We start from the raw sequence: 25992 nt of genomic DNA on the forward strand, positions 1-25992 counted from the left end.
CAGCGCTACGACAACGACCGCGCCCACACCTGGCTGCGAGACCTGGCCACCGAAACCGTCCAGGCACTCTTCGCACCACCGACCGCCTCTCAACAGCCCCTCACCCACCGGACCGGGCAGTGACGGATACGCCCGGGAAAGGTCCGCGGCGAGCAATGCTCATGACCTGTGGATCGGCCTCGGGCTGGACGCGAAGGGCGTACCTTCCCGAGTGATCGACTTCTGGTCATCGAGTAGGCCGACGTTGCACCGTCGGCCGGGAAGGTACGCCTGTGCTGAGCGTAGTGAACGGCGATGGAACGGCCGAGACCGGCTCCCTGATCGACGACATCGTCCGCGAAGGGGCGAGGCGGATGCTGGCCGCCGCCCTGGAGGCTGAAGTCAATGCCTATATAGCCGAGTTGTCCGATCAGCGTGACGATCACGGGCGCCGCCTGGTGGTCCGTAACGGCTATCACCAGGCGAGGAAGGTCACGACCGCAGCCGGGGAGGTCGAGGTGAAGGCTCCGCGGGTGAACGACAAGCGCGTCGACGCGGCCACCGGCGAGCGTAAACGGTTCTCCTCTGCAATCCTCCCGCCGTGGTGCCGCAAGTCCCCGAAAATCAGCGAGGTTCTGCCACTGCTCTACCTGCACGGCCTGTCCTCCGGCGACTTCGTGCCCGCCCTGGAGCAGTTCCTCGGCAGCTCTGCTGGGCTCTCGCCGGCGACCGTGACGCGGCTGACGGCCCAGTGGCAGGCCGATCACCAGGCATTCGGCGAGCGCGATCTGTCGGGCAGCGACTACGTCTACGTCTGGGCCGACGGCATCCACCTGCGCATACGCCTGCGGGAGGGGAAGACGTGCGTCCTGGTGCTGATGGGTGTGCGCACAGACGGCACCAAAGAGCTGATCGCCATGGCCGACGGCTACCGCGAATCAGCCGACTCCTGGGCCGACTTGTTGCGGGACTGCGCACGCCGGGGCATGCGCGCTCCCGTCCTCGCGGTCGGCGAGGCGCCCTGGGCTTCTGGAAGGCTCTGGCCGAAGTGTTCCCCGAGACCCGCCATCAGAGGTGCTGGGTTCACAAGATCGCCAACGTTTGCGAACGCCCTGCCGAAGTCCGCGCAGCCCGGTGCGAAGAAGGCACTGCAGGAGATCTACAACGTCGAGGACCGCGACCACGCGCTCATGGCCGTCACGGCGTTTGAGAAGGCGTACGGCGCGAAGTGGCCCAAGGCCGTCAAGAAGATCAGCGACGACGTGGACGAGCTGCTGGGGTTCTACGATTTCCCCGCCGAGCACTGGATTCATCTGCGGACCACGAATCCGATCGAGTCGACCTTTGCCACTGTCCGGCTGCGGACCAAGGTCACCCGGGCCGCCGGCAGCGCGGCCGCCGCCCTTGCCATGGTCTTCAAGCTCGTCGAGTCCGCCCAGACCCGCTGGCGGGCCGTGAACGCACCCCACCTCGTTGCCCTCGTCCGGGCCGGAGCCCGCTTCGAACGCGGCCAACTCGTTGAACGTCCCGAGGCCCTCGCCGCTTGACCTACCTCAACTCATCTCGTACAGACTTTTCGAGGAGCGTGAACGACTTGGGCGTACCGCCCGGCTGCGGCTTACCCTCCTTGCGTCCCACAGCCCGATAGCCGGCGTCGAGGTAGTACGTACTCAGGCGCGCGTTGGTGGCCAGGCAGTCCAGACGAACCAACGGTCGGCCCGCCTCGGCCACGCGTCGCTCCGCGACGCGCAGAAGCTGCCGCCCTGTCCCCGGCGGGACACTTCTGCGGTCCACCATCAGCCGGTGCACATAGCCAGCCGTCGGCGGCTGCGGCCCCCAGGCGTCCTCGTCCTTCCACCAGAGCTCCCAAGCCCCGACCACTCGATCGGCAGCCTCCGCGAGCCATACCTCGCCGCTCTCCATGATCCGGCGGAAGTGGTCCCCGCCCAGCTCACCAGGCTGCCACTGACCAGTGACGCCTTGGGCAAGCATCCAACGCGCCGCGTCGTCGCGCAGACGCACGACGGCGGCAAGATCGGCGTCGTCAGCGAGACGGAAGCGTAGATCGTTCACGCCGCGATCTTCGCACAGACGTCCGCCCCTGCATGGACCGGCCGCAAGGGGGCTTCAGCGGAAGAAGGACAGGCACTTATCGCTGCCTGAGCGAGCACAACTGATCCACAAGTATTGACAATTACTCGCCCGCGGCAGCTGACTCCCGTTCTCGTGAACATCACCTGTTCGTGCGAGCGTGCGACTCCTCCTCTCGCATCGAAACGACGTCGTAAGTCGGTTCTGGCATGGATCTTGGGGAGCGATCGCGGAGGGTGATGGTGGCGTTCGATTCGCTCAGAGCGCGATAGGCCGGTACTTCAGAGCCTCGTCGACAATCTGCTCCGCAGACGGGTCTTGAACGATGTCTGAGGGATGGAAGACCAGGTCACTCACCCGGGGATGCGACACGTTCGCCTCCAGGAGCCGCAGATAGTAGCCGCTCTCCGCAGAGGCAGTCAGGAGTCTGCGAACGATCTCGATGAGCTCGTCCCGGGTGATGTCCGCAACCACGGGGCGAGCCGGCCGGGCCGCCTCCCTCGCGAACTCCTTTGGAGGCCTGCTTGCGTCGTACTCAGCGAAGTCGAGAGCCACGTGGTCGTGACCGGTCATCGCGTTGAACGCCTCGATCGCCTCGCCCGCCGTCTCTGGGCGGGCGACCAGCAGCTCAGCGATCTGCTCGACCTCCGCGCACAGCTCGTCCAGCCGCTTCTGGCTCACGGGCGGGGGCAACAGCTCCGGTCTTAAGGGCCACAGCCGCATTATGTCCGTCGGTGCCGACACGCCCCAGCCAAGCTCTCTGGGTGCGGTCCGTCCTCGGCCTTGGCGCAGGGTTCGGAGGCTTGGAGTGCTGCTGGAGCAGGATCATCTTGTGTGGAGTAGTTCGAATCCGGCTCGGCCGTAGAGCTGCCGCTTGATCTTCTTGATGCGGTTGACAGCACCCTCGATGCCGCCGGAGCTGCAGCTGAGAGTGAGCCCGGTTGTCACAGCGTCGAGGTCTCGGAGCAGGTGGAGTGCGAAGCCGGTGAGGCCAGGTAGCTGGCTGGCGTCGACTGCGTCAGTTCAGGTGGGCAGTGTGGAGCCGAGGCGGTCGGTAAGGATCTCGCCGAACTCGCGGACGTGTTCGGCGGCCTGTTCCAGTTCGGGGCAGCGGGCCAGGACGTTGGACTTCTGCTCCCCGCACCCGCGGGGATGGTCCCCGGGCATCCGAGATGGACGACTCCACCAGCTCCTGCTCCCCGCACCCGCGGGGAAGACCAGCGCGAGTGGGTGCCAGCCCTCGAGAGACTGGAGCTACTGGACGAAGAAGCGGCCGAGCGACGCGCAAGTGACCCGGAGGGCCGGGGGCCTGCAGGACTGCCTGCGCGGTCAGTCCCGCAGAGCAGCCAGTTCTCCTCAATGCCGTCAGGAACTGGCCGCGTTCATTCGGGCAGGGGTGGGAACGTTCAGGTGCACGCCGGCGTGGTCCTCCATTGTGTGAGTGCTGCTTTGGCGGTGCTCAGGTCTTCCCAGGCCATGCCCACGGATCTGAAGACGCGTCGTCGGTCGGTTTGTGCCGGGGTTTGTCCGGTGACGATCTCGTGGAGGGGCAGGGGGTTGGTGATGTCGCCGGTGGTGAGTGCGTCGGCGATGTCGGTGGCTTCGCGGGTGGCGGTGGGGACGTCTTCGACGATGACCTGTGCGCCGCGGAGGGTGTGGCTGTCGAGTTCGCGGGCGTCGGGTGTGTGTGAACCCATCGCGATGACGGTCGCGTGCTGCGAAAGGTGCCGGCCGTCGAACAACGGCGTGGTGGAGCTGGTGCAGCAGGCGACGAGGTCGGCTTGGGGGAGGTCGTCTGGTCCGGCGACGTCGATCCCGTGGTCGTCGGCGAACGCGCGGGTCCGCTGGGGGGTCCGGCCGCTGACGGCGATGGACGGCAAGTGCCGGACAGCGCGGAGGGCTTGGAGGTGTGCTGCTGCTTGTGGTCCGGTGCCGTAGATCAGCAATCGGGAGATGTCGTGAGGGGCGAGGAGGTCGACCGCGAGTGCGGACAGGGCGGCCGTGCGTCGCAGTGTGAGGGCGGGGCCGTCGATCGCGAGGATGGGCCGCAGGGTGTCAGCGTCGTAGAGCAGGTAGGTGCCGGTGATCCGGGGCAGACCTTTCGCCGGGTTGTCCGGCGCGACCCCGGCGATCTTGACGCCGAACAGGTCTCGGTCCGCTGCGGGCATGATGAGGACATGTCCGCCGGGGGCTTCGGCGGTGGTCCGGGGTGGTGCGGTGACGGTGGGCGGCCCGTCCTGGAGGGTGTTGTGCAGCGCGCTGATCGCTTGCGGGAACGGCAGCAGCCTGTCCAGAAGGTCAGCGTCGAGGTAGGGCAGCATGGTTGTCCGTTCCGTGGTGCGTGGCACCGAGGAACCGGGCCAGGTTGGCGCCGGCGATTCCTCGGACCTCGTTCTCGTGGTGTCCGGCCGTGAGCAGCGCGTGGCTGACGAGTGGAAGCCCCGAGGGTCCTTCGAGGCCGGGGACGAGGATTTCGGTGTTGGTGCCCTCGATGATCAGTGGTCGGTCGCAGGCCGGGATCTTCTCCGCGAACAGGTCGGCAACGAAGTCGGAACCGATTCCCACGTTGGTGGGGCCGGCGAGTTCGGTGAGGCGTTCGATGTGTGCGACGACGTGGTCGAGCGTGGGGGTTTCGGTGGTGAGGTACCCGGCGTAGAGGTTCGCGCAGATGAGTCCGCCGGTGGCGGCGATGCCGCGTATGTGGTCGTCGGAGAGGTTGCGGTGGTGGTCGTGGAGGCTGCGGGCACAGGAGTGGGTCGCGATGACAGGCCGGGTCGCCAGTTCGAGCACGTGATCGACTCCGGTGGCTGCTAGGTGGGAGACGTCGATCGTCACCCCGAGGGATTCCAGCAGGGCGAGTGCTTCGACGCCGGCGCGGGTCAGGCGGCTGCCGGTGCGGTCTTCACCGGATCCGTCGGCCAGCGCGCTCCGGCCGAAATGGGTGAAGGACACGATCCGCACGCCGAGGCGGGCGAAGGTCTGCAGGAGCTCGATGTCGGTGTCGATCTGCGGGCATCCCTCCAGCGCCAGGACCAGCGCGATGCGGCCGGAGCCGATGGCCGTGTCGATCTCGGCGCCCGTGCGGCACAGCGCGACCAGGTCCGGGTTGCCTTCGGCGATGCGGTGTGCGGCTTCGACCATCCGGAGGGTTTCGCGCAGCGCGCTCTCGGGTGTGAACTCGTGGTCGATGAAGACCGGCAGGACCTGCAGATCCACCCCGCCTGCGCGCAGTTGCGGATACCAGACGTCGCGGAAGTAGGTGGCCCACAGCTGCGGTGGCCGGCGGACGACGAGCATGAGCAGATCGTTGTGGGCATCGGCAACCAGCGCGTTGGTGTGGAGCCGATGGCCTGCTGTGGTCGGCGATGTCATCGCAAGACCTCCGGATGGCGGCCTTCGTGCCCGAGCAGCTGGGCGACTGCGGCCGCGGTCGCTGGGGCGAGGGTCATTCCGAGGGTGCCGTGCCCGGTGGCCGTGACGAGGTTGCGGCCGGTCCTGGCCGCCTGCGGCAGGCCGTCGGGGGTCATGGGCCGGGCCGCGCGGCTGAGGGTGCCCTGGGGCAGGTCGTGCAGCGCGGGGACGAGCCGTTCGGCGGCCTGCCGGATCGCGGTGGCGGCGGCGTGGTCGTGGCGGTCTTGCGGGGTGCCGCCGATCCGCATGCCGCCGGTGATCCGGATGCGGCCGGCAAGGGGGTTGAACACGACGTGGTCGTCGAGCCCGATCAGCGGCGAGCTGATCAGCGGATGCTTGGCGGGTACGTCGATGCTCCAGCCCCAGCCCGGCTGAATGCCTCGTCCTCCTGGCCGTCCGGCGCCGGTGGCCAGGATGTAGGTGGTGGCTGTGAACTCGCCGAGGTCGGTCCTCACAGCGGTGACCTCGCCGTGCCGGCGGACCAGGCCGGTGACGCGTGCGCTGTGGACGATGGCGCCGCGCAGCTCGGCGGCGACCAGTGCCGCGCGTGTCGCCGCGGCCGGATCCAGCGAGGAGTCACCGGGAAAGAACACCGCACCGGCCAGGCCCGGATCGAGTTCCGGGGCCCGTACCCGCAGTTCGGCCCGGGTGAGGACCTCGTGGTCGATGCCGTTCTTCGTCAGCTCGCGGGCCAGGGCCAGCTTGCGTCGCAGAACGGCCGGGCCGCGGGCCACCTGGAGCCAGCCGCTGCCGGTCACGCCGAGGTCGATGCCGGTCTCCGCGGCGAGGTTCGCGTATGCGTCCGCGGCGGTGCGTGCCGGGCCGACCAGCCTCGCGGCGATGCGGCCTGCCCGGCCCGGGCGGGCCGCGGCCGCGAATCGGGCCAGCCACGTCAGGACTGCCGGAGACAGGGAGCCGATCGACATCAGAGGGTCCGAGCCGGTCATGGCGCGCAAGCCCTCCCACAAGGTTGCGGGATCGGCCATCGGCCTGGTGAAACTGGGAACAAGCAGGCCGGCGTTGCCGATCGAGGCACCGCGACCGGGCTGGGGGTCCAGGAGCACGACCCCCAGCCCTCGCCCGGCGAGCTCCCGGCCGATCAGCGCGCCGACGATGCCCGCGCCGATCACGACGACGTCGGTGCCGGGGTGCTCAGCTGACACGGCGCAGCATCCGGAGCGCGGTGTGCAGGCGGCCGGCCCGGCCGTGGTCGAAGTCCATGAAGTTCACCTCGGTTTTCAGGGCGCCGAAATCGGCCCAGAAGCAGTCGCCTTGTTGGTGGTGCAGGTCGGTTTCCCGGCCGGTGAGGGGGCTGGTGATCAGCAGCCGGCCGTCCCGGGCGGCGCGCACCGTGACGCCGAACGCGGGTGAGGCGTACTCCCCGACGTAGCGGTCCGTGTGACCGGGGCCCGGACCGGGTGGGAGCGCGGGCCGGTGATACCCCAGCGCCTCGCACAGGACGTCCACTCCGAAGGCCCAGCCCTCTGGGAAGTTGGTCAGTACGGCCAGCGCGATTCCTCGGTCGGCCTCGACGTGGATGAACGCGCTGGTCCCGCCGATGTGCTGGACCGACCGGGAGGGCCCCGCGACGGGAAGGGCCCAGCCCAGTCCCCAGCCCCGGAAATGCAGCGGTGTGCCGGGTATCGGGGCGTGCAGGCGGAGCATCTCGTCGACCATCCACCGGGGCAGCAGTTCGCGTCCGTCCTGGGTGCGGCCGGTTGCGCAGGCGAGAACGAGTCGTGCCGTGTCCGCGGCGGTCGCGTGCAGGGTGGCGCCTGCCGGCCCGAACAGCGGGCTGACCGCAGGCCAGAGGTCCCCGGCCACGAGCGTGCCGTCGTCGTCCAGGACATGCCCGGCGGCCGCGTCGGCCGGTGCGGTGAAGACGGCGGAGGAGATCCCGGCCGGACGCAGGACCGCCCGCTGCGCGGCCTCCACCCAGCTGAGGCCGGTGAGCTTTTCGACGAGCCGGCCCAGGACCACGTACCCGGTGTTGCTGTAGGAGAAGCCCTCGCCGGGCGCGGCCGCGGCGGCAGTCCCGCGGGAGGTACCCAGCAGCTCGGTCAGCGAGGCGGAGGCGTCCCAGGCGTCGGCCAGCCCCGAGGTATGGGACAGCAGCATGCGCGTCGTGATCGCGGCACCGCGGGTGCCGAGCGTGTGCAGCTCCGGTACGAGAGCGGCCACGGGAGCGTCGAGGGCGAGTCTGCCCTGCGCCACCAGTCGGCAGACCACGGTCGCCACGACGATCTTGGTCACCGATCCGAGCGGGAACAGTGTGTGCGGGCCGACCGGAGCCTCCGTGCCCACCCGTTCCACGCCGATCGACGCGCAGTTCGTCGTGCTGTCGATCAGGCACACCGATGCTCCGGCCACGGCGTGGCCCGGGGCGGCTCGTTCGAGAACGGTGTCGAGGGCCGTGAGGTGGGGGCGTGTCCTCATACCGGCTCTCCGACCGCGGTGACGGCGGAGGGTGTGACGCGGGGCACACGGGAGGGCAGCGCGATGCTGAGCAGCACCGCAGCCGTACTCACCGCGGCGGCGAGCAGGAAGGCCGACCGGAATCCGGACCAGGCGGGCAACTCCGCGCCGGGAGCGGTGGACTGCGCCAGCAGGACAGCGCCCAGCTGGGCACCGAGAGCTCCGCCGACACTCTTGACCACGAACGCCAGTCCGCTGACGCTGGCCGTCCGCTCTTCGGGCACAGTCGCGACCACGATGTTCATCGCGCCCGTCAGCCCGAAGCCGACGGTCAGGCCCGCTAGCGCCGTGGAAAGGAGGATCAGCCACGGACGGCCGGGAGCCGCGAGGAGCACCAGCGCGGCGGCGACCATCGCCGCGGTGGCGGTGAGCATCACGCCCCGGGTGCCGACCGCCCGCTCGAACCGACCGGTGAGCGGGGCGACGGCCGTACCGACGATGCCCAGCGGCACGAGGTAGAGCCCGGTCGACAGGGCCGAGCCGCCGAGCCCGTACCCGGTCGTCGTCGGCAGCTCCACCAGCATCGGCACCAGGACGAAGACAGCGAACGTGCCGAAACCGACCACGAACGCAACGGCGCAGGTCAGCAGCACCGCACGCGTGCCCAGCAGGTGCAGGTCCACCAGGGGCTCGCTGGTGCGCAGCTCCACCGCGGCGAACACGCCCAGGACCGCCACCCCCGCCACCACCAGGCTCAGCACCAGCGGCGATCCCCAGCCCACCTTGGACGAGCGCGAGATCCCGATCAGCAGCATCGCGAGTCCCGAGGCGAGCAGGACGGCTCCGGCCGAGTCGATCCGGCCACGCCGGGTCGGCGGACAGGACGGGACGACGACCCACGCCACCACGAACGCCGCGACGATCACGGCGAAGGGGATCCAGTACAGCCAGGTGTAGGGCAGGACATCGAGGATCGGACCCGCGATCACGAGCCCGACCGCGGTGCTCGACGCCGCCGTCCCCACGATCAGGCCGTTGCCCGCAGCGATGCGCCGGGCGGGCTGGGTATCGCGGATGATGCCCACCGAGAGGGGGACCAGACTCAGCCCCACGCCCTGCAGGACCTGCCCGGCGGTCAGCAGGGCGACGTTCGTGGCGAGGGCGGCGAGCAGGGTGCCGAGGGCGACGACCGCCAGCACGCACAGCAGGACGGTCCGCTTGTCGCGGATGTCGGCCAGGCGCCCCACCAGCGGGGTCGAGACCGCCCCGGCCAGCAGCAACCCGGTGAAAACCCAGGCGATCGCCGGCGTCGAGGCGCCCACCGCTTTCTGGATCGCGGGCAGGGCTGGCGACAGCATCGTCTCCAGCGTCGAGTAGGCGAACAACGCCGCGGTGACGACGCCAAGCGTCGCCGCGATGGCCGTACGGCCGGGGGAAGAGGTGGTTGTCATCGGAAGCCTCCGATTGAGGGGAAGGCGGGCAGCCGCGACCGCTCATGTACGACTCGTATTTCAAATACGGACCGTATTTGTGGTACGAAGAGTATATGAATGCGCCGAGTCGTCAAGCCCCTGAATCGAGCCGGGAACGGAGGCGCCGCGAGACGCGGACCGCGCTGCTGCAGTCGGCGTACGAGAAGTTCTGCGACGTGGGCTTCGGCGCCGCGTCCCTGGAGGCCATCGCCGCAGACGCGGGATTCACCAAAGGCGCCGTGTACGGCAACTTCAGCAGCAAGGAGGAGCTGTTCCTCGTGCTGGCCGAGGAGCGGGCCGAGTCCCTGCCCGACGAGTGGCGGCACATCGAGCCGGAGAGCGTAGGGCGGGACAAGGTGGGCCGGGCCATCGGCTCGTGGCTCGCCGACGTCATCCGCAAGCGCCGCGGCTGGTTCCTCGCGAACGCCGAGTTCTCCATCGTCGCAGCACGAGACCCGGAACTGGCCGCGCGGCGACTCGCCGCCCTGCGTCATACCCATCGCGAACTCGGCTGCGTGCTCCTTCGCTTCTGCGGGCCCGCGACGGCGGACCCTACAGCGCTCGGCGTGCTCGCGATGACGCTGATCGACGGCGTCATCATCAACGCGGCCCTCGATCCGGACCTTGATGTCGCGTCAGTTGTCGCGACCGGTCTGCAACGCATGCTGCCCGACGTCCCCAGCGAGTCCTGACACCCGGGCGGCCCCCGGCGGGCCACCTGCCGGCCGCTTCGCCTGGCAGGTGGCCGGCCACGAAGGGCACAAGGCCGACAGCCACTGCCTGCACGCAATCCAGAGGCCGGCTGTGGCCCGCAAGGAAGGTCCTTCTGCCGCCGAGACGTGTGGCGGCCTGGGCGAGACCAGTGTGTCCCGGGATCGCGAGAAGCCACTCGACGCCTTGTCCGGCTCCGCAGGTGGCCGAGACGGTTCAGACAATGGCGGAGCATGCGTCGGGGGCGCTGTGGTCAGCGCAGATGTGCGTGCCGGGCCAGGCCGGACACCGGGCACCACCACCGGCTACCTCCTCAAGGACACCCCGAGAACCCGGCAGCCGCCGCCCGCGCCACCGCCACGGGCCGCACCACACCGGCCCCCAGCGTCACGGACCGGCTGATGAAACCGGCTGCGTACCCCCGACTCCACCTCGAAGGAACCGTCAAGTCCCGCCTGGCCCGCATCTACGCCGAGCCAGGCGCCGACGCCCGCAGCGCCGCTGCCACCGACCTCGGCCTCATCCACCACCAGTAACTCCCGTCCTGCACCCGCACTACGGACGATGCCCGCGCAATCCGGCCCTGCTCCTGCCGCTTGTCCTGGCCCGGTCCGGACGACGCTCCACTGGTCATCCGGTGGAAGGCAGCGGATCACCGGGGCCGGGCCACCGAATCGGTGACGTCCAGCACGTCCACCATGCGGTTCAGCTTGCCGCGCGCAGGACCTGCTCCCCGCACCCGCGGGGATGGCCCCAAGTTCGGTGGCTTCGTCTTCAACCCGGACGCCTGCTCCCCGCACCCGAGGGGATGGTCCCAGCGAGTACTGGGCCACCGGAAGCCGTTTCACCTGCTCTCCGCACCCGCGAGGAGGGCTCCCAGGGCACCGGGCTTTGTCCTCGTGCCTTGAAACCGGGTGTATTCCAGCATGACTCTTCGGCAGGAAGAGCTGAGGCGGGCGCGCAGGGTGAGTTAGACGCGGCAGCTGTCGAGGTGGGTGGCCTCGCGGTAGTTGACGATGATGGGGTTGGCCATGGACTCGCGGTAGACGAGGGCGGCGCGGCCGTAGGGCCAGGTGCTGTCCTGGGTGATCTTCTGCTGGGCTTCGGGGCAGCCGCCGAACATCAGGCCGCGGAGGAGGTCGGTGAAGCCCGCGTCGTCACGGTAGTCCTGCCCTTCCGGGTAAATGCCGGGGCCGAAAGTCAGGAACATGGTCTGGGCGGAGGGGTTGAAGGTCACGGTCATCGTGTCGTCCATGTACTGCTGTGGAACAGGGGTGCTGCGTCTGTGATCACGTGTTGTGCGGCTGTCCTCTCGGCGGGTGTGGCGGGCAGTCGCGCCTTGGCCCATTCGTCCACGCTGGGTTGAGCGTTGTCGGTGCGGGTGTAGGCGGGGGAGGGCACACCAGCGCCGGCGTGCTGTTCAGCCACCGACGAGGCGGCCACAGCCGGGCTCGGGTCTGCGGCCGGGCCTGATGAGTGAGGGCTCGTGGACGGCTGCGCCATGGCGGCTGGGGCGCTGCTGGTGTGTCTGCTCGGTGTCGGGGCGGGGTCTTGAGCGGTGTCTGACCGCTGCGAGGCAGCAGCGAGGGCTCCGCCGAGACTGCCCAGGACGGCAGCTACGGCGACCGTCACAAGCAGTCGGGTGCGGCTGCTGCGCCGGGACGGGGCAGGCCAGGTACTGCCCGTTTCCGGCGCCAGGCCCCAGTGTGCGCTGACGAGGTCGGCTATCAGCGTGGCCGGCTGGCCGGCGTCAATGAGCACGGCGGTGTCCTGGGCGGCGAGCAACGTGACGCATTCATCTGCGAGTTGTGCGGCATCTGGCCGCTTGGTGGGTTCCTTGGCCAGCGCGCGCTCCACCAGGCTCCGCAAGCCGTCCGGTATGCCGTCCAGGTCGGGCTCGGCTTGCAGGACGCGGAATGCCACCGCCTCGGCCGCGCCGGCGCCGAAGGGAAGGCGGCCGGTCGCGGCGTAGGCGAGGAGAGCTCCCCAGGCGAACACATCGCCTTGCGGGCCGACGGAACCAGTGCGGTAATGCTCGGGACTGATCCAGCCCGGGGTGCCGGTCATCACCCCGGTCCGAGTGACGGACGTGCCGTCCAGGACATGGGCAATCCCGAAGTCCAGCACCCGCGGCCCGGACGGGGCCAGGATCACGTTGGCCGGCTTCACATCCCGATGCACGACGCCCTGGGCGTGTACCGCGGCGAGCGCGGCTGCGGTGCCGGCAGCCAGCGCATGCAGGCTTGCTCCAGCCAGCGGCCCGTCGACGGTCACATACCGCTCGAGAGTGGGGCCGGGGATGAAGGGCGTGACAAGCCACGGAGTCGCAGCTTCGGTATCGGCGTCACGGACCGGGACCAGGCACGGCCCGGTGACCCGCTGGGAGAGCTGTACCTCCCGCCGGAATCGGGCCCGGAACTCATCGTCGGCGGCCTGCGCCGGATGGACGACCTTGACGGCGACACGCTCGCCGGTTGCCGTGAGGGCGGCATACACCGTGCCCATACCGCCGGCTCCAAGCCGCCCCACCACACGGTAGGGATCTATCGCCGTGGAAGCGGTGTCGGGTGATCGGCAGGGCGGCGAGCTCGTCGTCACTGACCTGGACGCCGGTGGGGTACCGGTTGGTGTCGAGCTCGGCGTGCACGGTCAGGCCGGTCTTGGTGGTGGTCGCGGCAATGCTTTCGATGATGACTTCATGGCTGGTCAGGGGCCTGCCTCGCCAGTTCATGGTGATGTGGGAGAACAGTCGGTGCTCGATCCGGTTCCACTTCGATGTTCCGGGAGGCAGATGGCAGACCGTGATCGTCAGACCCGACTCGGTGGCGAACCGGGCGAGTTCGGTCTTCCAGGTGCGGGTGCGATACCCGTTGGAGCCGCCCGCATCGGCGGTGATCAGCAGCCGGCGGGCCGTCGGGTAGGCAGCCCGCCCGGCTCCGCTCCACCAGCGGCGGATGGACTCGACGGCGAACGCCGCGGTGTCGTGGTCGGTGCCCACGTTGACCCAGCCGGTGTTCGCGACGACGTCATAGATGCCGTAGGGCACCGCTCTGCCCAGTTCGCGATCGGGGAAGTCATGGGTGTCGACCCGCACCGGCTCGCCTCTCGGCTCCCATTCACGGCCGTTGTTCTTGAACGCGCCGACCAGCTCCTTCTTCTTCGTGTCCACACTGATCACCGGCGCTTCGCCGTCCTGGTGGTCGCGGGCCTGCTCGTTGAGGTACTGGAACTGTGCGTCCCGGTCGGGGTGCTGCCTGCCCTCCAGGGCCTTGGCATTGCTCTGGAGACTGAAGCCCTCCTCACGCAGGAGATCGCCCACCGTGTCCGCGCAGATCCTGTGGCCTTGGCGGGTTAACTCTCCGGCCAGTTTGCGGGTGGATTTGGTAGTCCAGCGCAGCGGCGACATGGGGTCACCGCACATGTCGGGCTCGACCAGAGTGAGGAGTGCCTTCCGAACGGCCGGGTTCCGGTCGGCGACGCGTTTGCGGCCGGCGCCGAGCCTGCTGGCTTATTCCGTGCCCGGCGGGGCTGGTAGCTCGTTGGTCGGGACAGCAGCGGCCGTCTTGGCGATCGCGGTCGCGGGTTGGGTGTGGAATGTCGATGCGGCCGAGGCGGTGGCCGAAGGTGCCTGAGCTGACCGCGCAAGTAGCGCGGGCTGTGGCGGCACGGGGCGCGTACCCGTTGGCGATGCGGGTCCGTGACGAGCTGGGCGAGTTGTTCGCGGACGCCGAGTTTGCCGAGGCGTTCGGATCCAGAGGGAGGCCGGGCTGGTCACCGGGCCAGCTGGCGCTGGTGACGGTGTTGCAGTTCGCCGAGAACCTCACCGACCGCGCGGCAGCGCATCGGGTGCGGTACGGCATGGATCTGAAGTACGCGCTCGGCCTTGAGCTGGATGATCCCGGGTTCGATGCCTCGGTGCTGTCCGAGTTCCGCACGCGACTGGTGGAGCACGGGATGGAGGAGAAGGTGCTCGACCTGCTGCTGACCGCCCTCAAGGACCGGGGCCTGGTGAAGGCGGGAGGCAGGCAGCGCACTGACTCCACCCGCGTGCTGGCGGCGGTACGCGACCTGAACAGGCTGGAACTGGCTGGGGAAACACTGCGGGCCACGCTGGAGGCGCTGGCCTGCGCGGCCCCGGACTGGCTGACCGGGGCGGTGCCCGTTCACGATTGGGTCGAGCGCTACGGCCCGCGGATTCACTCCTGGCATCCGCCGGCTTCCACGAGCAAACGCGAGGAGATGGCCCTGGTCTACAGCTGGGACGGGTTCGCGCTGCTGGAGGCGGTGCATGCTCCTGACGCTCCGCCCTGGCTGCGTGAACTCCCGGCGGTGCAGGTCCTGCGCACGATGTGGGTGCAGAACTGCCACCGCACCGTGACCGAGGCCGGAGCGGAGGTGAAACGGCGGGAGAGCAAAGACCTCCCGCCCGGCAGACTGCGGCTGGCCTCTCCGTGCGACACCGACGCGCGCTACGGCCTCAAACAGGGCTCCTGGTGGACCGGCTACAAGATCCACATCAGTGAGTCCTGCGACGATGCCGATGACCAGGACGCAGCTGAGGGCCAGGCGACGATCCTTGGGGTGGATGGGCCGCCGCCGCGCTTGATCACCAGCATCGCGACCACTGACGCCACAGTGACCGACGCGGAAATGACCGAACCGGTCCATCACATGCTCGCCGCCCGCGATCTCCTGCCCGCCGAGCACTTCCTCGACTCCGGTTATGCCTCCGCCGAGCTGATCGTGGGCATAAAGAAGAACTTCGGGGTCACGCTGGTCACCCCAGTCCTGCTGAACAGCTCACCCCAGGCGCGTGCCGGCGCTGGCTTCGACCGCACCGCGTTCACCATCGACTGGGACAAGCGGCAGGCCACCTGCCCACGGCGGGGACACCAGCACATGGTGGAGCCCCGCCACCCAGCGCGGCACCAAGGCCATCGTCATCAAATTCGACAAGGAGACATGCCGCCCCTGCCCGGTGCGCGACCAGTGCACCCGCTCGAAGACCGGCGGCAGGACCCTCTCCCTGCAACCCCGCGAGCTGCAAGAAGTCCTCGACCCTGCCCGCCTCCAGCAGGCCGACGAGCAGTGGCGAGCCAAGTACGCAACCCGCGCAGGCGTCGAGGGAGCCATCCACCAGGCCGTCGCGGTCACTGGGATAAGACGGGCCCGCTACCTCGGCCTCCAGAAGACCCACCTGGAGCACGTCTTCTCCGCCGTTGCACTCAACCTCATTCGCCTCGATGCCTGGTGGAACGGCCACCCGCTCGACCGCACCCGCGTCAGCCACCTTGCCCGCCTCGACCTCTCCCTCACCGCATGAACAGATACGACCGAGGGGACCAATCGAGCAGCCATGGCTCTGTTCACGAGAGCCGACAGCACCCGAACCGCTGGCAGACGATCCTCCTGATGCCCAGTCACATCAACACGTGGCTGCGGCAGCACGCCCGCGGGTACCCGGACCAAATTCAGGTGCGAGACGGCCGGGGCTGCCGATAGCTTCGCCCGAATGACAGCCATGCTGAACGATTCCGTCCGGGCGCTGCTGGATGTGCCGGTTCCCGCCGTCCTCGCCACCGTCAACCCTGACGGAAGCCCGCAGACGTCGGTGGTCTGGGTCGGCCGCGACGGAGATGACCTGCTCGTCTCCACCGCTGCTGGCCGCCGCAAGGAGCGCAACCTGCGCCGTGAGCCTCGTGCCAGCCTGACCGTCTACGATCCGGCCGACCCGTTGCGCTACGTTGAGATACGCGGCCTCGCGACAATCACCGAGGACACCGGCCGGTCTCTAGCGGTTGGTCTCGCCGAACAGTACGAGGGCCCCGGCGCCGGCCAGGAGTACCTTGACCTCCCGGCAGAGGTTCTCCGTGTTGTCGTCCGTATCAGCCCGACCAAGGTGGTCGGGACCGCGACCGCCTGACCGATCATCACCGGACCGCCCTTGCGATAGCTGAACCTGCGGTTTCCACAGGGGACATGAAGACACCCGGGGCTGTCGGTCCCCGCGGGGAGGTGCGAGGACACTGACAGCTTCGACCGCTTCAACGCGTCGGTATCACCGGGCCGTGCCGGGCAGCTCTGCGCGAGTCCCCGCGCGCCAGCTCAGTACTGTCTAATCCCGTCAACAGCACTGACTGCCTCCCAAACTTATGGACAGTGCTGTCCCTTCTAGCGATCTACCCCACTGGCCACGGCCAGAATAAGCCAGCAGGATCGGCGCCGGGCCGTCGAATGCGTCCCAAACTCTATGTGGATCGGTCGGTGAAGATCATACCGGTCGCGCTACGGCCTTACGAGGTCATCGCCGGACGGGGTCGGTTGCTGTGGTTGCTGTACTTCGCTGGTGTACCGCCACCGGCCTCGTCGGCCGACCACCGCTTTGGTTTCGACGGGAGCAGCTCTCACCGGCGGCCTGAGCCTGCGCGGTCTCGTCGCCGCTCACGGCGGCACTCTGCGCTGACCTGTGGCATACCCCCGGGTAGGGCTCTCAGGGAACACCCCTATCCTCTCCCCAGTCGCGTACGTGTTCGTGCGCATCGGGTGGGGAGAACAGCGGTGGACAACAGCGCCATGCCGTCGGACGGCGTCGGAATCGTGCGGGAGTACCGCAAGTACAAGAAGACGCCCTTGGTGAGGATCCTGGGGCCGTCGGTCATTCCGATCCTCGCCTTCTCCCAGACAATGCGGCACGGCGACCTGTTCCGGTGGCCCATGCTCATCCTCGCCGTCATTTTCGTGCTGGCCCTCGCGCGGCTGGGGCTCTATATGTGGCGCGGCCGCACGCTGGTCGACCCTGACGGCATCACGGTCCGCCGCGCCCTCACCGAGCGCACCCGCGCCTGGTCCGCCATCTACGACATCCGCGCCGAGCCCGTTCCGAACGCCGTGGGTTCCGCCCGCCACTGGCTCACGTACATGTACGACACCGACGGCCGGCGCCTCCTCCTGCCGCACATAGACGACTGGCAGCTGGACAACCCGCCGGCCGAGGTCGCCGGTCTGCTGGCCGTCGGTGCCTCGTACCGCGGCATAGCGTGGGAGCGTTGGCCGGAGGTGGAGGCGCTGATCCGGCAACGGGCGGCGCACCGCAGGGCCTGGTTGTGGGCGTTCTACGGGGCGCTCATCGTCTTCGGGTGCATGTCCGTACTGTCGATCGGGCTGTCGTTCACCTCGGACGGCTCGCCCGTGGTCCTGCTGACGACGCTGGTTCCGCTGGGCTTCTTCGTCCTGTTCGCCGCCCTCTTCCACGCGTGCTGGAAGTACCTGGTCCCCCGCGACCAGCGGAAGGCCTGACACACGTCGGGGGCGGCCGGTCCGGCCACCCCCGACGTCACTTCCGGCGCACGGCGCCTACCGATCAGGTCTTCAGCGCGACCTTTACCCCTGCCAGAAGTTGCGGGTGTCCAGTACCCACCACCTTCCCAGCTCCCATCCCGTCTGCCGTCGACCCACACACCGTGGAGCGGGCGTGGTTCAGGGCGTCACGGTGGAGCGCCCTGCCGGACGAACGACCTTGACGCCCTGGGCGGCGACTGCTCGGCTCTGCCTGGGTCGACGGCAGACGGGATGGGAGCGCCCCGCGCACACCACACTCGGCCGGCACACGCGAACGCCGCCCCCGCCATCTCGGAGCCTGAGCGCCCCCGCCGGAGGCATGTTCTGACCGGAGCACTTCGCGTCCGGGTCTCTACTCCTGGGCCGTAGCTTGCTGCGGCCCCTGGGTCCCGGCCCCGGCGGCGAAGGCGCAGAGGGGTCGGGACCCAGGGGCCGGCCCGCGCTCGCGCGGGCACTTGAACCAGTAGGGAGACTTTGCATCACGGCTCTGCTGGGGGCTGGTGTCTTGTCTCGGTTGATGCTTGACGTTGTGGCTTCACCTGATGCTTGACACCGCTTGCCTCGGCTTGGCTGTGCACGTCGGACAGGGGTGTGCAGGGAGGGCCGGGGCCGTGCTGGTGGAGTTGAGCGTGGTCGAGCAGCGGTATCACGCGGTGATGGAGGTCGCCGCGGGGGTCCCGGTCACTCAAGTCGGGGCCCGGTATGGGGTGTCGAGGCAGTCGGTGCATTCCTGGGTGCGCAAGTACGAGCAGTCGGGTCTGGCGGACCGGTCGGAGTCGTGTCCGCACCGGATCGCCGGGGAGGTGGAGGCGGTGGTGTGTGAGTTACGGCGCCGGCATCCCGGCCGGGGGTCCGCGCAGGCTGGTGCACGAGCTGGAGCGCAGGGGCGTCACGCCGGTGCCGTCCCGGGCGACGGTCTACCGGGTCCTGGTCCGCAACGGTCTGATCGAGCCGGGAGTGCGTAGGCGACGCCGGTCGGATTACCGCAGGTGGGAGCGGTCGACGTCGATGGAACTGTGGCAGATGGACATCGTCGGCGGCCTCCTGCTGGCCGACGGCAGCGAGTGCAAGATGGTCACCGGGATCGATGACCACTCCCGCTTCATGGTGATCGCGAGGGTGGTGCAGCGGGCCACGGCCCGGGCGGTCTGCTCGGCGTTCGGGGAAGCGCTGGTGCGGTTCGGAGTGCCTGAGGAGGTGTTGACCGACAACGGAAAGCAGTTCACCGCCCGCTTCGGTCCCGGCAAGCCGGGAGAGACGATGTTCGACCGGATCTGCCGGGAGAAAGGCATCACCCACCGGCTGACGAAACCGCAGTCCCCGACGACGGTTGGGGGCCGGGCACCGATCCGGCTTGGCGTTGGCGACCTCCCCGCCGCTCACCGATCCGGTCGATGTCGCCCAGCTCCAGCACCTGGGCCCCGGTGAGGTGGCCGTCGCGGTGCCGCGGGAGCTGCTCGCCGACTGGGGAGCCCGCGACACCATCCGCCAGGCCCGCATGATCGGCCCGGATGCGTTCAACCGGCTGTTCGAGACGTTCCAGCACACGGCCTGGCGGCTGGAGACCCGCCACCGCTACGCCAGCGACGAGACCACCAGCACCTACGCGCAGTTCCAGGCAGAGGGACGCGTCGACTGGGACCTGAGCACCTGGTACTGCACCACCATCCGTCAGGCGACAGCCGCCGGTAAGACGGTCGGCCGTGTCCGCCTGCTCGACGACCCGCCGACCATCGGGCAGCGCTACCTGCTGTGCAACGCCGAGCGCAACGCCGCCCTCAGGGAGGACATCCGCACCCTGAGCCGCACCGAGGCCGAGCGGCTGCACCTCGGCGACGAAGACTTCCGGATCTTTGACTCCTGGCTCGTGGCCCGGCTGGTCTTCACCGAGGCGGACGAACTGACGGGCGTGGAGCTGATCACCGAACCGGCGCAGGTCGTGCGCTACTCCCGGCTGTGGGATGCCGTCTGGCACCACGCCGCCCCCCAACTAGGGCGTGTTGTGAAAGTGCTGGTCACAGCGTCTCGTTGAGGACTTTGACCAGCACGGTCGCTTCTGTGGCGGCGGGTGGCTGGTCAGTGCACCAGCAGGTCGATCACGCCCGTCAGGTCCTCCTCGCCGCTGCCCTCGGCCAGGCGGCGACGCATCAGCTCGAAGTAGGGGCTGAGCAGTTCCGGGCTGACACCCTGCTGCTCGGCGGTGCTCAGGAAGGTCGGCGTGCCGGCCACCTGCATGGCGAGATTGGAGACGACACCCTTGGTGTAGTCGCTGTTCCGCAGCTGGTCGGCAGTCTGGTGAACCGCCGGGGCCATCGCGACGAGCCAGTCGGCGAGCAGCGGGGCGAACGCCGCGGGATCGATGTCCTCCCTGCGGATCAGGGCGAAGGCGTGTGCGGCACCGGCGAACATCCCGTACATGGCGCTGAGCAGGGCCACGTCGTGCAGAGCCGCGAAGCCCGTGTCCTCGCCGACGTAGGTGGTGCCGGCGGGGACGGCCAGGGTCTCCTGGTGCCGCTCGAACAGCTCTGGCGAGCCGCTGTAGAAGACGTAGCCGCCGGCCTCCGGGACGCCGATCATCGGTGGGACGGCCATGATCCCGCCGTCCAGGTAGCGGGCGCCGCGCTCGCGGGCCCACTCGGCGCGGGCGCGGGCCTGGGCAGGGGTGCCGGTGGTCAGGTTGACCAGGTCCCGGTCGGCCAGGTCGGTGCCGGCCAGCACCTCCTGGACCGAGGCGTCATCCAACAGACAGACGATGACCAGGGGGTTCGCCGCGACCGCCTCAGCGGCGCTGTCCGCGACCCGTGCCCCCTCGGCGGCGAGTGCCGCGGCGCGGGCCGGGGTGCGGTTCCAAACGGTGAGCGGGTGGCCGGCGGAAAGCCAGGTACGGGCCAGCGCGGTGCCCATCGCGCCGAGGCCCAGCAGGGTGACGGAAGTCTTCTCAACAGTGTTGTGTGCCATGCCGATTAGGCTGGTCACAGGCCCGGAAGTGATCAAGTACGCACTTCGGAGTGGGTGGTTACCCCGGGGCGAGCGAGCACGTCAGAAAGGTGGGGCATGACGACGCTGAACCGGCCGAGCGCACCAGACGGACACGTCTGCGGGATCGACACCGCGATGGAGGTGATCGGCGGCAAGTGGAAGGTGCTGATCCTCTGGGCGCTCCACGAGCACCCCTACCGCCGCTTCGGCGAGCTGCGCCGGCTGCTTCCCGGCATCACCGAGAAGGTGCTGGCCTCTCACCTACGGGAGCTGGAAGCGGACGGCGTCGTGCGCCGCGTCTCCTACGACGAGGTGCCGCCCCGCGTGGAGTACTCGCTGACCGAGGACGGCAGGCGCCTCAACGACGCACTCCAGCCGCTGGCCGCCTGGGGACGCGAGCGGCCGACCACTCCAGGGCTGGAAGAGAAGGCGGGCCAGGGTCTGTTGTGAACGTGCTGGTCGCAGCCAGTCATTGGTGGCCTCGACCAGCACGGTCGCTTCATAGCGGACCGCGAGCTTGTCGTATCGAGTGGCCACCGCCCGGTGGCGTTTCAGCCGGTTGATGCCGCACTCCACGGCATGGCGCTCTTTGTAGTCGTTCTTGTCGAACCTGGGTGGTCGTCTGCCGTGGGAGCCGCGCTTCTTGCGGTTGCGGACCTGGTCGGCCTTCTCGGGGATGGTGCAGCCGATCCGGCGTCTGCGTAGGTAGGAGCGGTTGGCGCGGGAGCCGTAGGCCTTGTCGGCGCGGACCCTGTCCGGCCTGGTGCGGGGCCGGCCCCGGTGCGGGGGACCTGAATTTTCTCGAGCACCGGTTGGAACTGCGGACTGTCATGCCGGTGCCCGGCCGTGATGATCAGGGACATGGGTTTTTGCCCCTGTTCGGTGGCGAGGTGAATCTTCGTGGTCAGCCCGCCGCGGGACCGCCCGAGGCCGTGGTCGTCCGGCTCGGTGTCGATGCCGCCGGGAGGCTCTTTCTGGAGATCCCCTTTTTGCGGGCACCCGCGGCGTGCTGATGGGTGCGGCAGACGGTGGAGTCCACGCTGACGTCCCAGGTGATCAGGTCCTTCGCGTCGGCCTCGGTCTGGAGCTGTTCCGGGATCCGCTTCCATGTTCCGTTGCGCTGCCCGTTGCGCTGCCATCGCCGGAACCGGTCGTACACCCGGTCCCACGGGCCGTAGCGCTCGGGCACGTTCCGCCACGGAATGCCGGTACGGACCCGGAACCGTATGCCGTCGATCAGTTGCCGCCTGGTCCATATCGGCGGCCGCCCCGGCCGGCTGCGTAGGTGAGATCGGAGAGCACTTGTAGGCGGTTTCGGAGATCGGTCGGGGTCTCTAGTGCTGTGACCGCGTTGGTTCGCCGGGTTGTGGGTCGTGGCGGTTGGATGTGCGGTGAGTGCGATCCGACTGCTGGGGTGCGGTGGCGGTGCCTGTCCGTGTGCGCGGACTGACCGACCAGGAGGGGCGGCGGCTGCAACGGATCGTGCGTCGGGGCAGCACAAGTTCGGTGCGGTATCGGCGGGCGATGGTGCTGCTGGCCTCGGCCGGCGGGAACCGTGTGCCGGTGATCGCCCGGCTGGTGCAGGCCGACGAGGTCACCGTCGGGGATGTGATCCACCGGTTCAACGAGATCGGCCTGGTCTGTGTGGACCCTCGGGTGGGCGGGAGGCCGTCGCCGCCGACTCAGCCCTGATGACGAGGACTTCGTCGTGGCGACGGCCACCACCCGCCCGGCGAAGCCCGGCGAGCCCTTCACCCGCTGGTCGCTGCGCAAACTCGTCGCCTACCTGCGCAAGGTCCACGGCCGGATCATCCGCATCGGCCGCGAAGCCTGACGCTGCCTGCTTGCCCGCCGCGGCATCGCCTTCCAGCGCACCAAGACGTGGAAGGAGTCCTCGGACCCAGAACGTGACGCCGAACTGGACCGCGTCGAGGAAGTAGTGGAGTGCTTCCCGGACCGGGTTTTCGCGTTCGACGAGTTCGGCCCGCTGGGGATCAGGCCCACCGAGGGCTCGGGCTGGGCTGAGCAGGGGCGCCCCGACCGGCTGCCCGCCACCTACCACCGCACCCACGGCATCCGGTGCTTCCACGGCTGCTACTCAATGGGCGACGACCGCGTGTGGGGCGTCAACCGCCGCAAGAATGGTGCTGTGAACACACTGGCCGCGCTGAAGTCGATCCGCACCGCCCGGCCCGACGGCGCCCCGATCTACGTGATTCTGGACAACCTGTCCGCCCACAAGGGCGCCGACATCCGCCGCTGGGCGAAGAAGAACAAGGTCGGGCTGTGCTTCACCCCGACCTACGCCTCGTGGGCGAACCCGATCGAAGCCCGCTTCGGACCGCTGCGGCAGTTCACCATCGCCAACTCCCACCACCCCCAGCACACCGCGCAGACCCGGGCCCTGCACGCCTATCTGCGCTGGCGCAACGCCAACGCACGCCACCCGGGCGTCCTGGCCGCCGAACGGAAAGAACGCGCCCGCATCCGCAGCGTGAAAGGCGTCCGCTGGGGCGGACGCCCCCTCGCCGCCGCAGCCTGACCGGCCTGGCGAACCTACGTGATCACCGGACTAGATGTGGATGAGGATCTGTCGTAGAGGATGTCCCAGCGCATCCGCGAGGGAGGCCAGTTCCTCGTCGGTCAGCCATGCCCGGTCCGGATACAGGACCTCGATCCTGAACCGCGCGAACCCCATCGGCCAGTCGTACACCAGCTCGTTGAGCGACGTTTCGGCGCTACAGCAGGGAACCCTCACCATGAGCGTCGAAAAGCCTTCGTTGTAGTGCTCCGAGACGGCCTCCCCCCACCAGCCTGGTGTCAGCTCGGCACCGCAGTGCGGGCAGGAGATCTTCTCCAGGTTGGCACCGCAATCCACCACCTCGACGCTGTCGTGCCACTCGGCTTCCAGACCACGGCGGGCGTCGTCGTCGGGAAGCATCCCAGACAGCACGGCCGCAGCACGATCCGCCGCATCCGTACTGGGCCGCCAGTACGGATCAGTCGGAATCACCGTCAGGTAGTTGTCACTCATCGTCCGCCTCCCCCGTGCCCGCCAAAGTCCGCTCCTCGTCCACCGACCCGGCGAACCTACCCGGTCGCAGCACCAGCGCTCAGGCCGTCAGGGCCTGCTCGGTGGTCGGGTAGCAGCCGATGATGCGGTCGACGCCGGTCATCTGCAGCACGCGCAGTACGGATTCCTGGGCGCCGGCGATGCGCACCCAACCCGCGGCGTCGCTTGTGTCGCTCACCTGCCGGTGGGTGGCGACGAAGACGTTGAGGCCGCTGGAGTCCATGAAGGTCACACCGGTGAGGTCAGCGACGATCCGTGCCGGCACGGGCTCCGCGTCCTCGCCGAGCAGAGCCTTGCTGAGCTTGTCACGGACGTCGTGGTCGAGCTCGCCCCGCATGGTCACGACGCGGATTCCGTCGACAACGCGCTCTTCGACCGAGAGATGGTCCGGCCGGTCGGCTGGTTCGGTGCGGGTCACGATCTCCTCGGCTGCGTTCCGGGCTTGCCCTCTTCGGGGCGGGGCGGGGCGGGGCGGGGCGTGCGGGGGTGATTCTGCCCCACCGGTACGGCCGGACGCATCTATGAACGCGTGCGCGTGTGATCGGTGCGGCATGCATGCATGGCGACGGCTGGGGTAGCGGCGCGCGTAGGGGAGTTGAGGACGTGGCTGGTGGGAATTGATGCCGACGGCAAGGGCGGTACGACGCCGCAGGCGCACTTGGTGCGCACCGGCTACGCCCTGGTGGGAGATGACAGCTGCATCGCCGATGCCCGTCACCATGCCGTTGCCTTCCTCGACCAGGCCCATGCCGCCCACGGCGTGTTCTTCTCCGACCGTGTCCGGGACCTGACCCAGCTGGTCGTCAGTGAGCTGGTGACCAACGCCCGCAAGTATGCTCCCGGTCCGGTGCTGATGGAGCTGCTTGTCACCGCTCGCGTCGTGGAAGTGGTGGTGTGGGACAGCGAGCCCACCGTGCCCGAGGCCCGGCCCGCCGACCCGGGCAGGATCGGCCGGCACGGCCTGGAGATCGTCAGGGTCGTCACCGAGGAGCTGCTCATCGAGCAGGAGCCTGTCGGTAAGCGCATCACCGCCCGCATCGCATTGTCCGACATCCCCAGCGGCACTGCCGGGCGCAGGTAGAAGCCCGGCGCGTTGCTGGACCCTGTCTCGGCAGGTCAGGCACCGCTCGGCGACATGAGGCCTTCGTCCAGGCGTTCGGGGGAACGGTCACCGCGGCCGCTTCCCGAACGGAACCGCTGACGCTGACGCCGAGGTGACGGGGTCGACAGTCGCCGTGGCGATGGTCCTGCCTGCCGCCGACACGTCGACGCGCAGGCCGCCGAGTTTCTCTGTGGGATCGAGGAGGCGGTAGCCGGGAAGGCCGTACGGATCTGTTCCTGCAGAGGCTCCAGCGGCCCGCGATCAGCCCGGCCCCACCGCGTGGGTCCGCGCGAGGACCTGTGCCGGGCGCGCGTCGGGTGCAGCGGGGCCGTCGGCCATGGCCCTATTCTCGCGCGCACTTCCGGGGTCGTGCCCCGAGCTTGGCGTCTCGGTCGTGGGCCAGGGGTGCGGGGTGGCAGCTGGTTGCTGCCACCCCGCCGGTGCTCACAGGCCCCGTATGCGGGGTCTGTCGGCCGTTGTGTCCGTCAGTTGTAGACGGCCCAGGCCAGTTGCTTGGAGTTGGTCTGGGCGGGGCAGGACGCCTTGCCCTGGTTGAGCTGGGCGGAGAAGACGTTGACGTTGACGCCGCAGAACGCGGCGGCCACCGGCACGGACACGTTCTGCAGCAGCACGATCTGGTTGCCGTTGAGCAGGTTGTTGGCCTCGACGTTGACCAGGCTGCCGTGGGCCGGCGTCGCCATTGCCGGGGCCGCGGCCGATCCGGTGATCGCGGCGCCGGCCAGCACGGCGGCGGCGATGGCCTTCTTCACCTTGAGCATGAGCGTTGTCCCTTCCGAACGGTCGAACAGGAACTGCGGTGGCTGGCCAGCCGTCCGGGAACTTATCCCGGGGCCGCATTTGATGACTATCGCCTCTCCGCGTCGATACTCCGGTATCCGCCACATGTAGCGGGCGCCTGACCGGTACTCACCAGGCCGACGCTTCGCGCATATCGGGCATTCCGGTGGGAGGGGAAACGTTAATGCAGTGGACGGGAAGGCGATGGACTGGGCCAAGGGCCCCCGCCCACGTTGACCGGCAATGTTCGCTTACATGGACAATTTTCAAAGCCCAGGTCGAACGGACCGCTGTCGGAGCGGCCCCCACGCGATGCACCACGACTCCCTCTCCGCAGGCGACGTCACCGACCACGACTGCCGCTCCTGCCGCTCGCGGCACCTGTCATCCAGCACGTGCGGTCTTCCGGTCCGTCGAGGGCGAGCGCGGACCGGGCCGCGGCAGGCGAAGGCACGTCCTTGGCGTTGACGCCCAGCACCCGGTCCAGGTCCTCACCTCCCCCGGCGCCGGCAGGGTCCTCGCAGACGCGCAGACGCGCAGACGCGCAGACGCGCAGACGCGCAGACGCGCAGACGCGCAGACGCGCAGACGCGCAGACGCGCAGACGCGCAGACGCGCAGACG

22 protein-coding genes and 7 pseudogenes are annotated in these 25992 nt (G+C 69.1%); 13 read left to right on the forward strand and 16 right to left on the reverse strand.

Going from position 1 to position 25992, the window contains the following annotated elements; all coding sequences use genetic code 11:
* A pseudogene (locus ACFRAC_RS26505) lies at window positions 1-123 on the forward strand (LysR family transcriptional regulator); the annotation flags it as partial.
* Window positions 124-272: 149 nt separating this feature from the next.
* Window positions 273-1526, forward strand: a complete 1254-nt coding sequence (locus ACFRAC_RS26510; protein WP_382930626.1) for a transposase — start codon at window positions 273-275, stop codon at window positions 1524-1526.
* 1 nt (window position 1527) lies between these two features.
* Here the strand turns inward: ACFRAC_RS26510 and ACFRAC_RS26515 are convergent, their stop codons facing one another.
* From ACFRAC_RS26515 to ACFRAC_RS26550, 8 genes are all read right to left on the reverse strand, one after another.
* Window positions 1528-2052, reverse strand: a complete 525-nt coding sequence (locus tag ACFRAC_RS26515) for a GNAT family N-acetyltransferase (protein WP_382930632.1) — start codon at window positions 2050-2052, stop codon at window positions 1528-1530.
* A 276-nt stretch (window positions 2053-2328) separates the two neighbouring features.
* Window positions 2329-2751 carry a hypothetical protein gene (locus ACFRAC_RS26520; RefSeq protein WP_382930638.1) on the reverse strand — a complete coding sequence of 141 codons (423 nt, stop codon included), beginning with the start codon at window positions 2749-2751 and terminating at the stop codon, window positions 2329-2331.
* A gap of 342 nt (window positions 2752-3093) precedes the next feature.
* On the reverse strand, window positions 3094-3237 hold the full coding sequence (locus ACFRAC_RS26525; protein ID WP_382930641.1) for a hypothetical protein: 144 nt from the start codon (window positions 3235-3237) through the stop codon (window positions 3094-3096).
* Between the two features lie 239 nt (window positions 3238-3476).
* A complete protein-coding gene (locus ACFRAC_RS26530) occupies window positions 3477-4391 on the reverse strand; it encodes an ornithine cyclodeaminase family protein (protein WP_382930646.1) in 915 nt (304 codons plus the stop codon).
* Window positions 4369-5442 carry a dipeptidase gene (locus ACFRAC_RS26535; RefSeq protein ID WP_382930651.1) on the reverse strand — a complete coding sequence of 358 codons (1074 nt, stop codon included), beginning with the start codon at window positions 5440-5442 and terminating at the stop codon, window positions 4369-4371. Before ACFRAC_RS26535 ends, ACFRAC_RS26530 begins: the two co-directional genes overlap by 23 nt.
* Window positions 5439-6644 carry an NAD(P)/FAD-dependent oxidoreductase gene (locus tag ACFRAC_RS26540; RefSeq protein ID WP_382930655.1) on the reverse strand — a complete coding sequence of 402 codons (1206 nt, stop codon included), beginning with the start codon at window positions 6642-6644 and terminating at the stop codon, window positions 5439-5441. The genes ACFRAC_RS26535 and ACFRAC_RS26540 overlap by 4 nt, the downstream gene beginning before the upstream one ends.
* The gene (locus ACFRAC_RS26545) at window positions 6634-7917 is read right to left on the reverse strand and encodes a serine hydrolase (protein WP_382930658.1); all 1284 of its coding nucleotides are present in this window, start codon (window positions 7915-7917) and stop codon (window positions 6634-6636) included. The genes ACFRAC_RS26540 and ACFRAC_RS26545 overlap by 11 nt, the downstream gene beginning before the upstream one ends.
* The gene (locus tag ACFRAC_RS26550) at window positions 7914-9347 is read right to left on the reverse strand and encodes an MFS transporter (RefSeq protein WP_382930664.1); all 1434 of its coding nucleotides are present in this window, start codon (window positions 9345-9347) and stop codon (window positions 7914-7916) included. Before ACFRAC_RS26550 ends, ACFRAC_RS26545 begins: the two co-directional genes overlap by 4 nt.
* A 44-nt stretch (window positions 9348-9391) precedes the next feature.
* On the opposite strand from ACFRAC_RS26550, the gene ACFRAC_RS26555 reads away from it, so the two are divergent.
* Both ACFRAC_RS26555 and ACFRAC_RS26560 read left to right on the forward strand, forming a co-directional pair.
* A complete protein-coding gene (locus tag ACFRAC_RS26555) occupies window positions 9392-10060 on the forward strand; it encodes a TetR/AcrR family transcriptional regulator (RefSeq protein WP_382930670.1) in 669 nt (222 codons plus the stop codon).
* Window positions 10061-10379: 319 nt separating this feature from the next.
* A pseudogene (locus tag ACFRAC_RS26560) lies at window positions 10380-10615 on the forward strand (DNA-binding response regulator); the annotation flags it as partial.
* Between the two features lie 434 nt (window positions 10616-11049).
* Here the strand turns inward: ACFRAC_RS26560 and ACFRAC_RS26565 are convergent.
* The 3 genes and pseudogenes from ACFRAC_RS26565 to ACFRAC_RS26575 form a co-directional block, all read right to left on the reverse strand.
* Window positions 11050-11334, reverse strand: a complete 285-nt coding sequence (locus tag ACFRAC_RS26565; RefSeq protein WP_382930675.1) for a hypothetical protein — start codon at window positions 11332-11334, stop codon at window positions 11050-11052.
* Window positions 11319-12584, reverse strand: coding sequence for a protein kinase (locus tag ACFRAC_RS26570; protein ID WP_382930692.1), 1266 nt, complete (start codon window positions 12582-12584; stop codon window positions 11319-11321). Before ACFRAC_RS26570 ends, ACFRAC_RS26565 begins: the two co-directional genes overlap by 16 nt.
* Window positions 12585-12627: 43 nt before the next feature.
* Window positions 12628-13581 (reverse strand): annotated as a pseudogene (locus ACFRAC_RS26575) (ISAzo13 family transposase); the annotation flags it as partial.
* Window positions 13582-13766: 185 nt separating this feature from the next.
* On the opposite strand from ACFRAC_RS26575, the pseudogene ACFRAC_RS26580 reads away from it, so the two are divergent.
* The 6 genes and pseudogenes from ACFRAC_RS26580 to ACFRAC_RS26605 form a co-directional block, all read left to right on the forward strand.
* Window positions 13767-13991 (forward strand): annotated as a pseudogene (locus ACFRAC_RS26580) (transposase); the annotation flags it as partial.
* 901 nt (window positions 13992-14892) lie between these two features.
* Window positions 14893-15402 carry a transposase gene (locus ACFRAC_RS26585; RefSeq protein WP_382931143.1) on the forward strand — a complete coding sequence of 170 codons (510 nt, stop codon included), beginning with the start codon at window positions 14893-14895 and terminating at the stop codon, window positions 15400-15402.
* Between the two features lie 189 nt (window positions 15403-15591).
* Window positions 15592-16002 (forward strand): PPOX class F420-dependent oxidoreductase, encoded by a 411-nt coding sequence (locus ACFRAC_RS26590; protein ID WP_382930704.1) that lies wholly within the window; start codon window positions 15592-15594, stop codon window positions 16000-16002.
* A 635-nt stretch (window positions 16003-16637) separates the two neighbouring features.
* Window positions 16638-17375, forward strand: coding sequence for a PH domain-containing protein (locus ACFRAC_RS26595; protein WP_382930715.1), 738 nt, complete (start codon window positions 16638-16640; stop codon window positions 17373-17375).
* A gap of 665 nt (window positions 17376-18040) precedes the next feature.
* A pseudogene (locus ACFRAC_RS26600) lies at window positions 18041-18752 on the forward strand (DDE-type integrase/transposase/recombinase); the annotation flags it as partial.
* A gap of 19 nt (window positions 18753-18771) precedes the next feature.
* Complete coding sequence (locus tag ACFRAC_RS26605; RefSeq protein WP_382930720.1) at window positions 18772-19449, forward strand: DUF6879 family protein; 678 nt, start codon at window positions 18772-18774, stop codon at window positions 19447-19449.
* Between the two features lie 44 nt (window positions 19450-19493).
* On the opposite strand, the gene ACFRAC_RS26610 is transcribed toward ACFRAC_RS26605, so the two are convergent.
* Entirely contained in the window at window positions 19494-20375 is an 882-nt protein-coding gene (locus ACFRAC_RS26610) for an NAD(P)-dependent oxidoreductase (protein ID WP_382930724.1), read from the reverse strand.
* Window positions 20376-20471: 96 nt separating this feature from the next.
* Between ACFRAC_RS26610 and ACFRAC_RS26615 the strand changes: the two genes are divergently transcribed.
* Window positions 20472-20846: a winged helix-turn-helix transcriptional regulator gene (locus ACFRAC_RS26615; protein WP_382930729.1), complete on the forward strand. Its 375-nt coding sequence runs from the start codon at window positions 20472-20474 to the stop codon at window positions 20844-20846.
* A gap of 9 nt (window positions 20847-20855) precedes the next feature.
* Here ACFRAC_RS26615 and ACFRAC_RS26620 read toward each other — a convergent pair.
* Window positions 20856-21699 (reverse strand): annotated as a pseudogene (locus tag ACFRAC_RS26620) (IS5 family transposase); the annotation flags it as partial.
* Window positions 21700-21815: 116 nt separating this feature from the next.
* On the opposite strand from ACFRAC_RS26620, the pseudogene ACFRAC_RS26625 reads away from it, so the two are divergent.
* Window positions 21816-22938, forward strand: a pseudogene (locus tag ACFRAC_RS26625) (IS630 family transposase).
* Window positions 22939-22968: 30 nt separating this feature from the next.
* Here the strand turns inward: ACFRAC_RS26625 and ACFRAC_RS26630 are convergent.
* Together ACFRAC_RS26630 and ACFRAC_RS26635 are read right to left on the reverse strand one after the other, a co-directional pair.
* Window positions 22969-23430 (reverse strand): hypothetical protein, encoded by a 462-nt coding sequence (locus ACFRAC_RS26630; protein WP_382930733.1) that lies wholly within the window; start codon window positions 23428-23430, stop codon window positions 22969-22971.
* A gap of 79 nt (window positions 23431-23509) precedes the next feature.
* The gene (locus ACFRAC_RS26635; RefSeq protein ID WP_382930736.1) at window positions 23510-23887 is read right to left on the reverse strand and encodes an STAS domain-containing protein; all 378 of its coding nucleotides are present in this window, start codon (window positions 23885-23887) and stop codon (window positions 23510-23512) included.
* Window positions 23888-24028: 141 nt separating this feature from the next.
* Here ACFRAC_RS26635 and ACFRAC_RS26640 point away from each other — a divergent pair, with 141 nt between their 5' ends.
* Window positions 24029-24550 (forward strand): ATP-binding protein, encoded by a 522-nt coding sequence (locus ACFRAC_RS26640; RefSeq protein WP_382930741.1) that lies wholly within the window; start codon window positions 24029-24031, stop codon window positions 24548-24550.
* Window positions 24551-25056: 506 nt separating this feature from the next.
* On the opposite strand, the gene ACFRAC_RS26645 is transcribed toward ACFRAC_RS26640, so the two are convergent.
* The gene (locus ACFRAC_RS26645) at window positions 25057-25350 is read right to left on the reverse strand and encodes a hypothetical protein (RefSeq protein ID WP_382930746.1); all 294 of its coding nucleotides are present in this window, start codon (window positions 25348-25350) and stop codon (window positions 25057-25059) included.
* Between the last annotated feature and the right edge of the window lie 642 nt (window positions 25351-25992).

Source organism: Streptomyces sp. NPDC056628 (genome assembly GCF_042792555.1).
GTDB lineage: Bacteria > Actinomycetota > Actinomycetes > Streptomycetales > Streptomycetaceae > Streptomyces.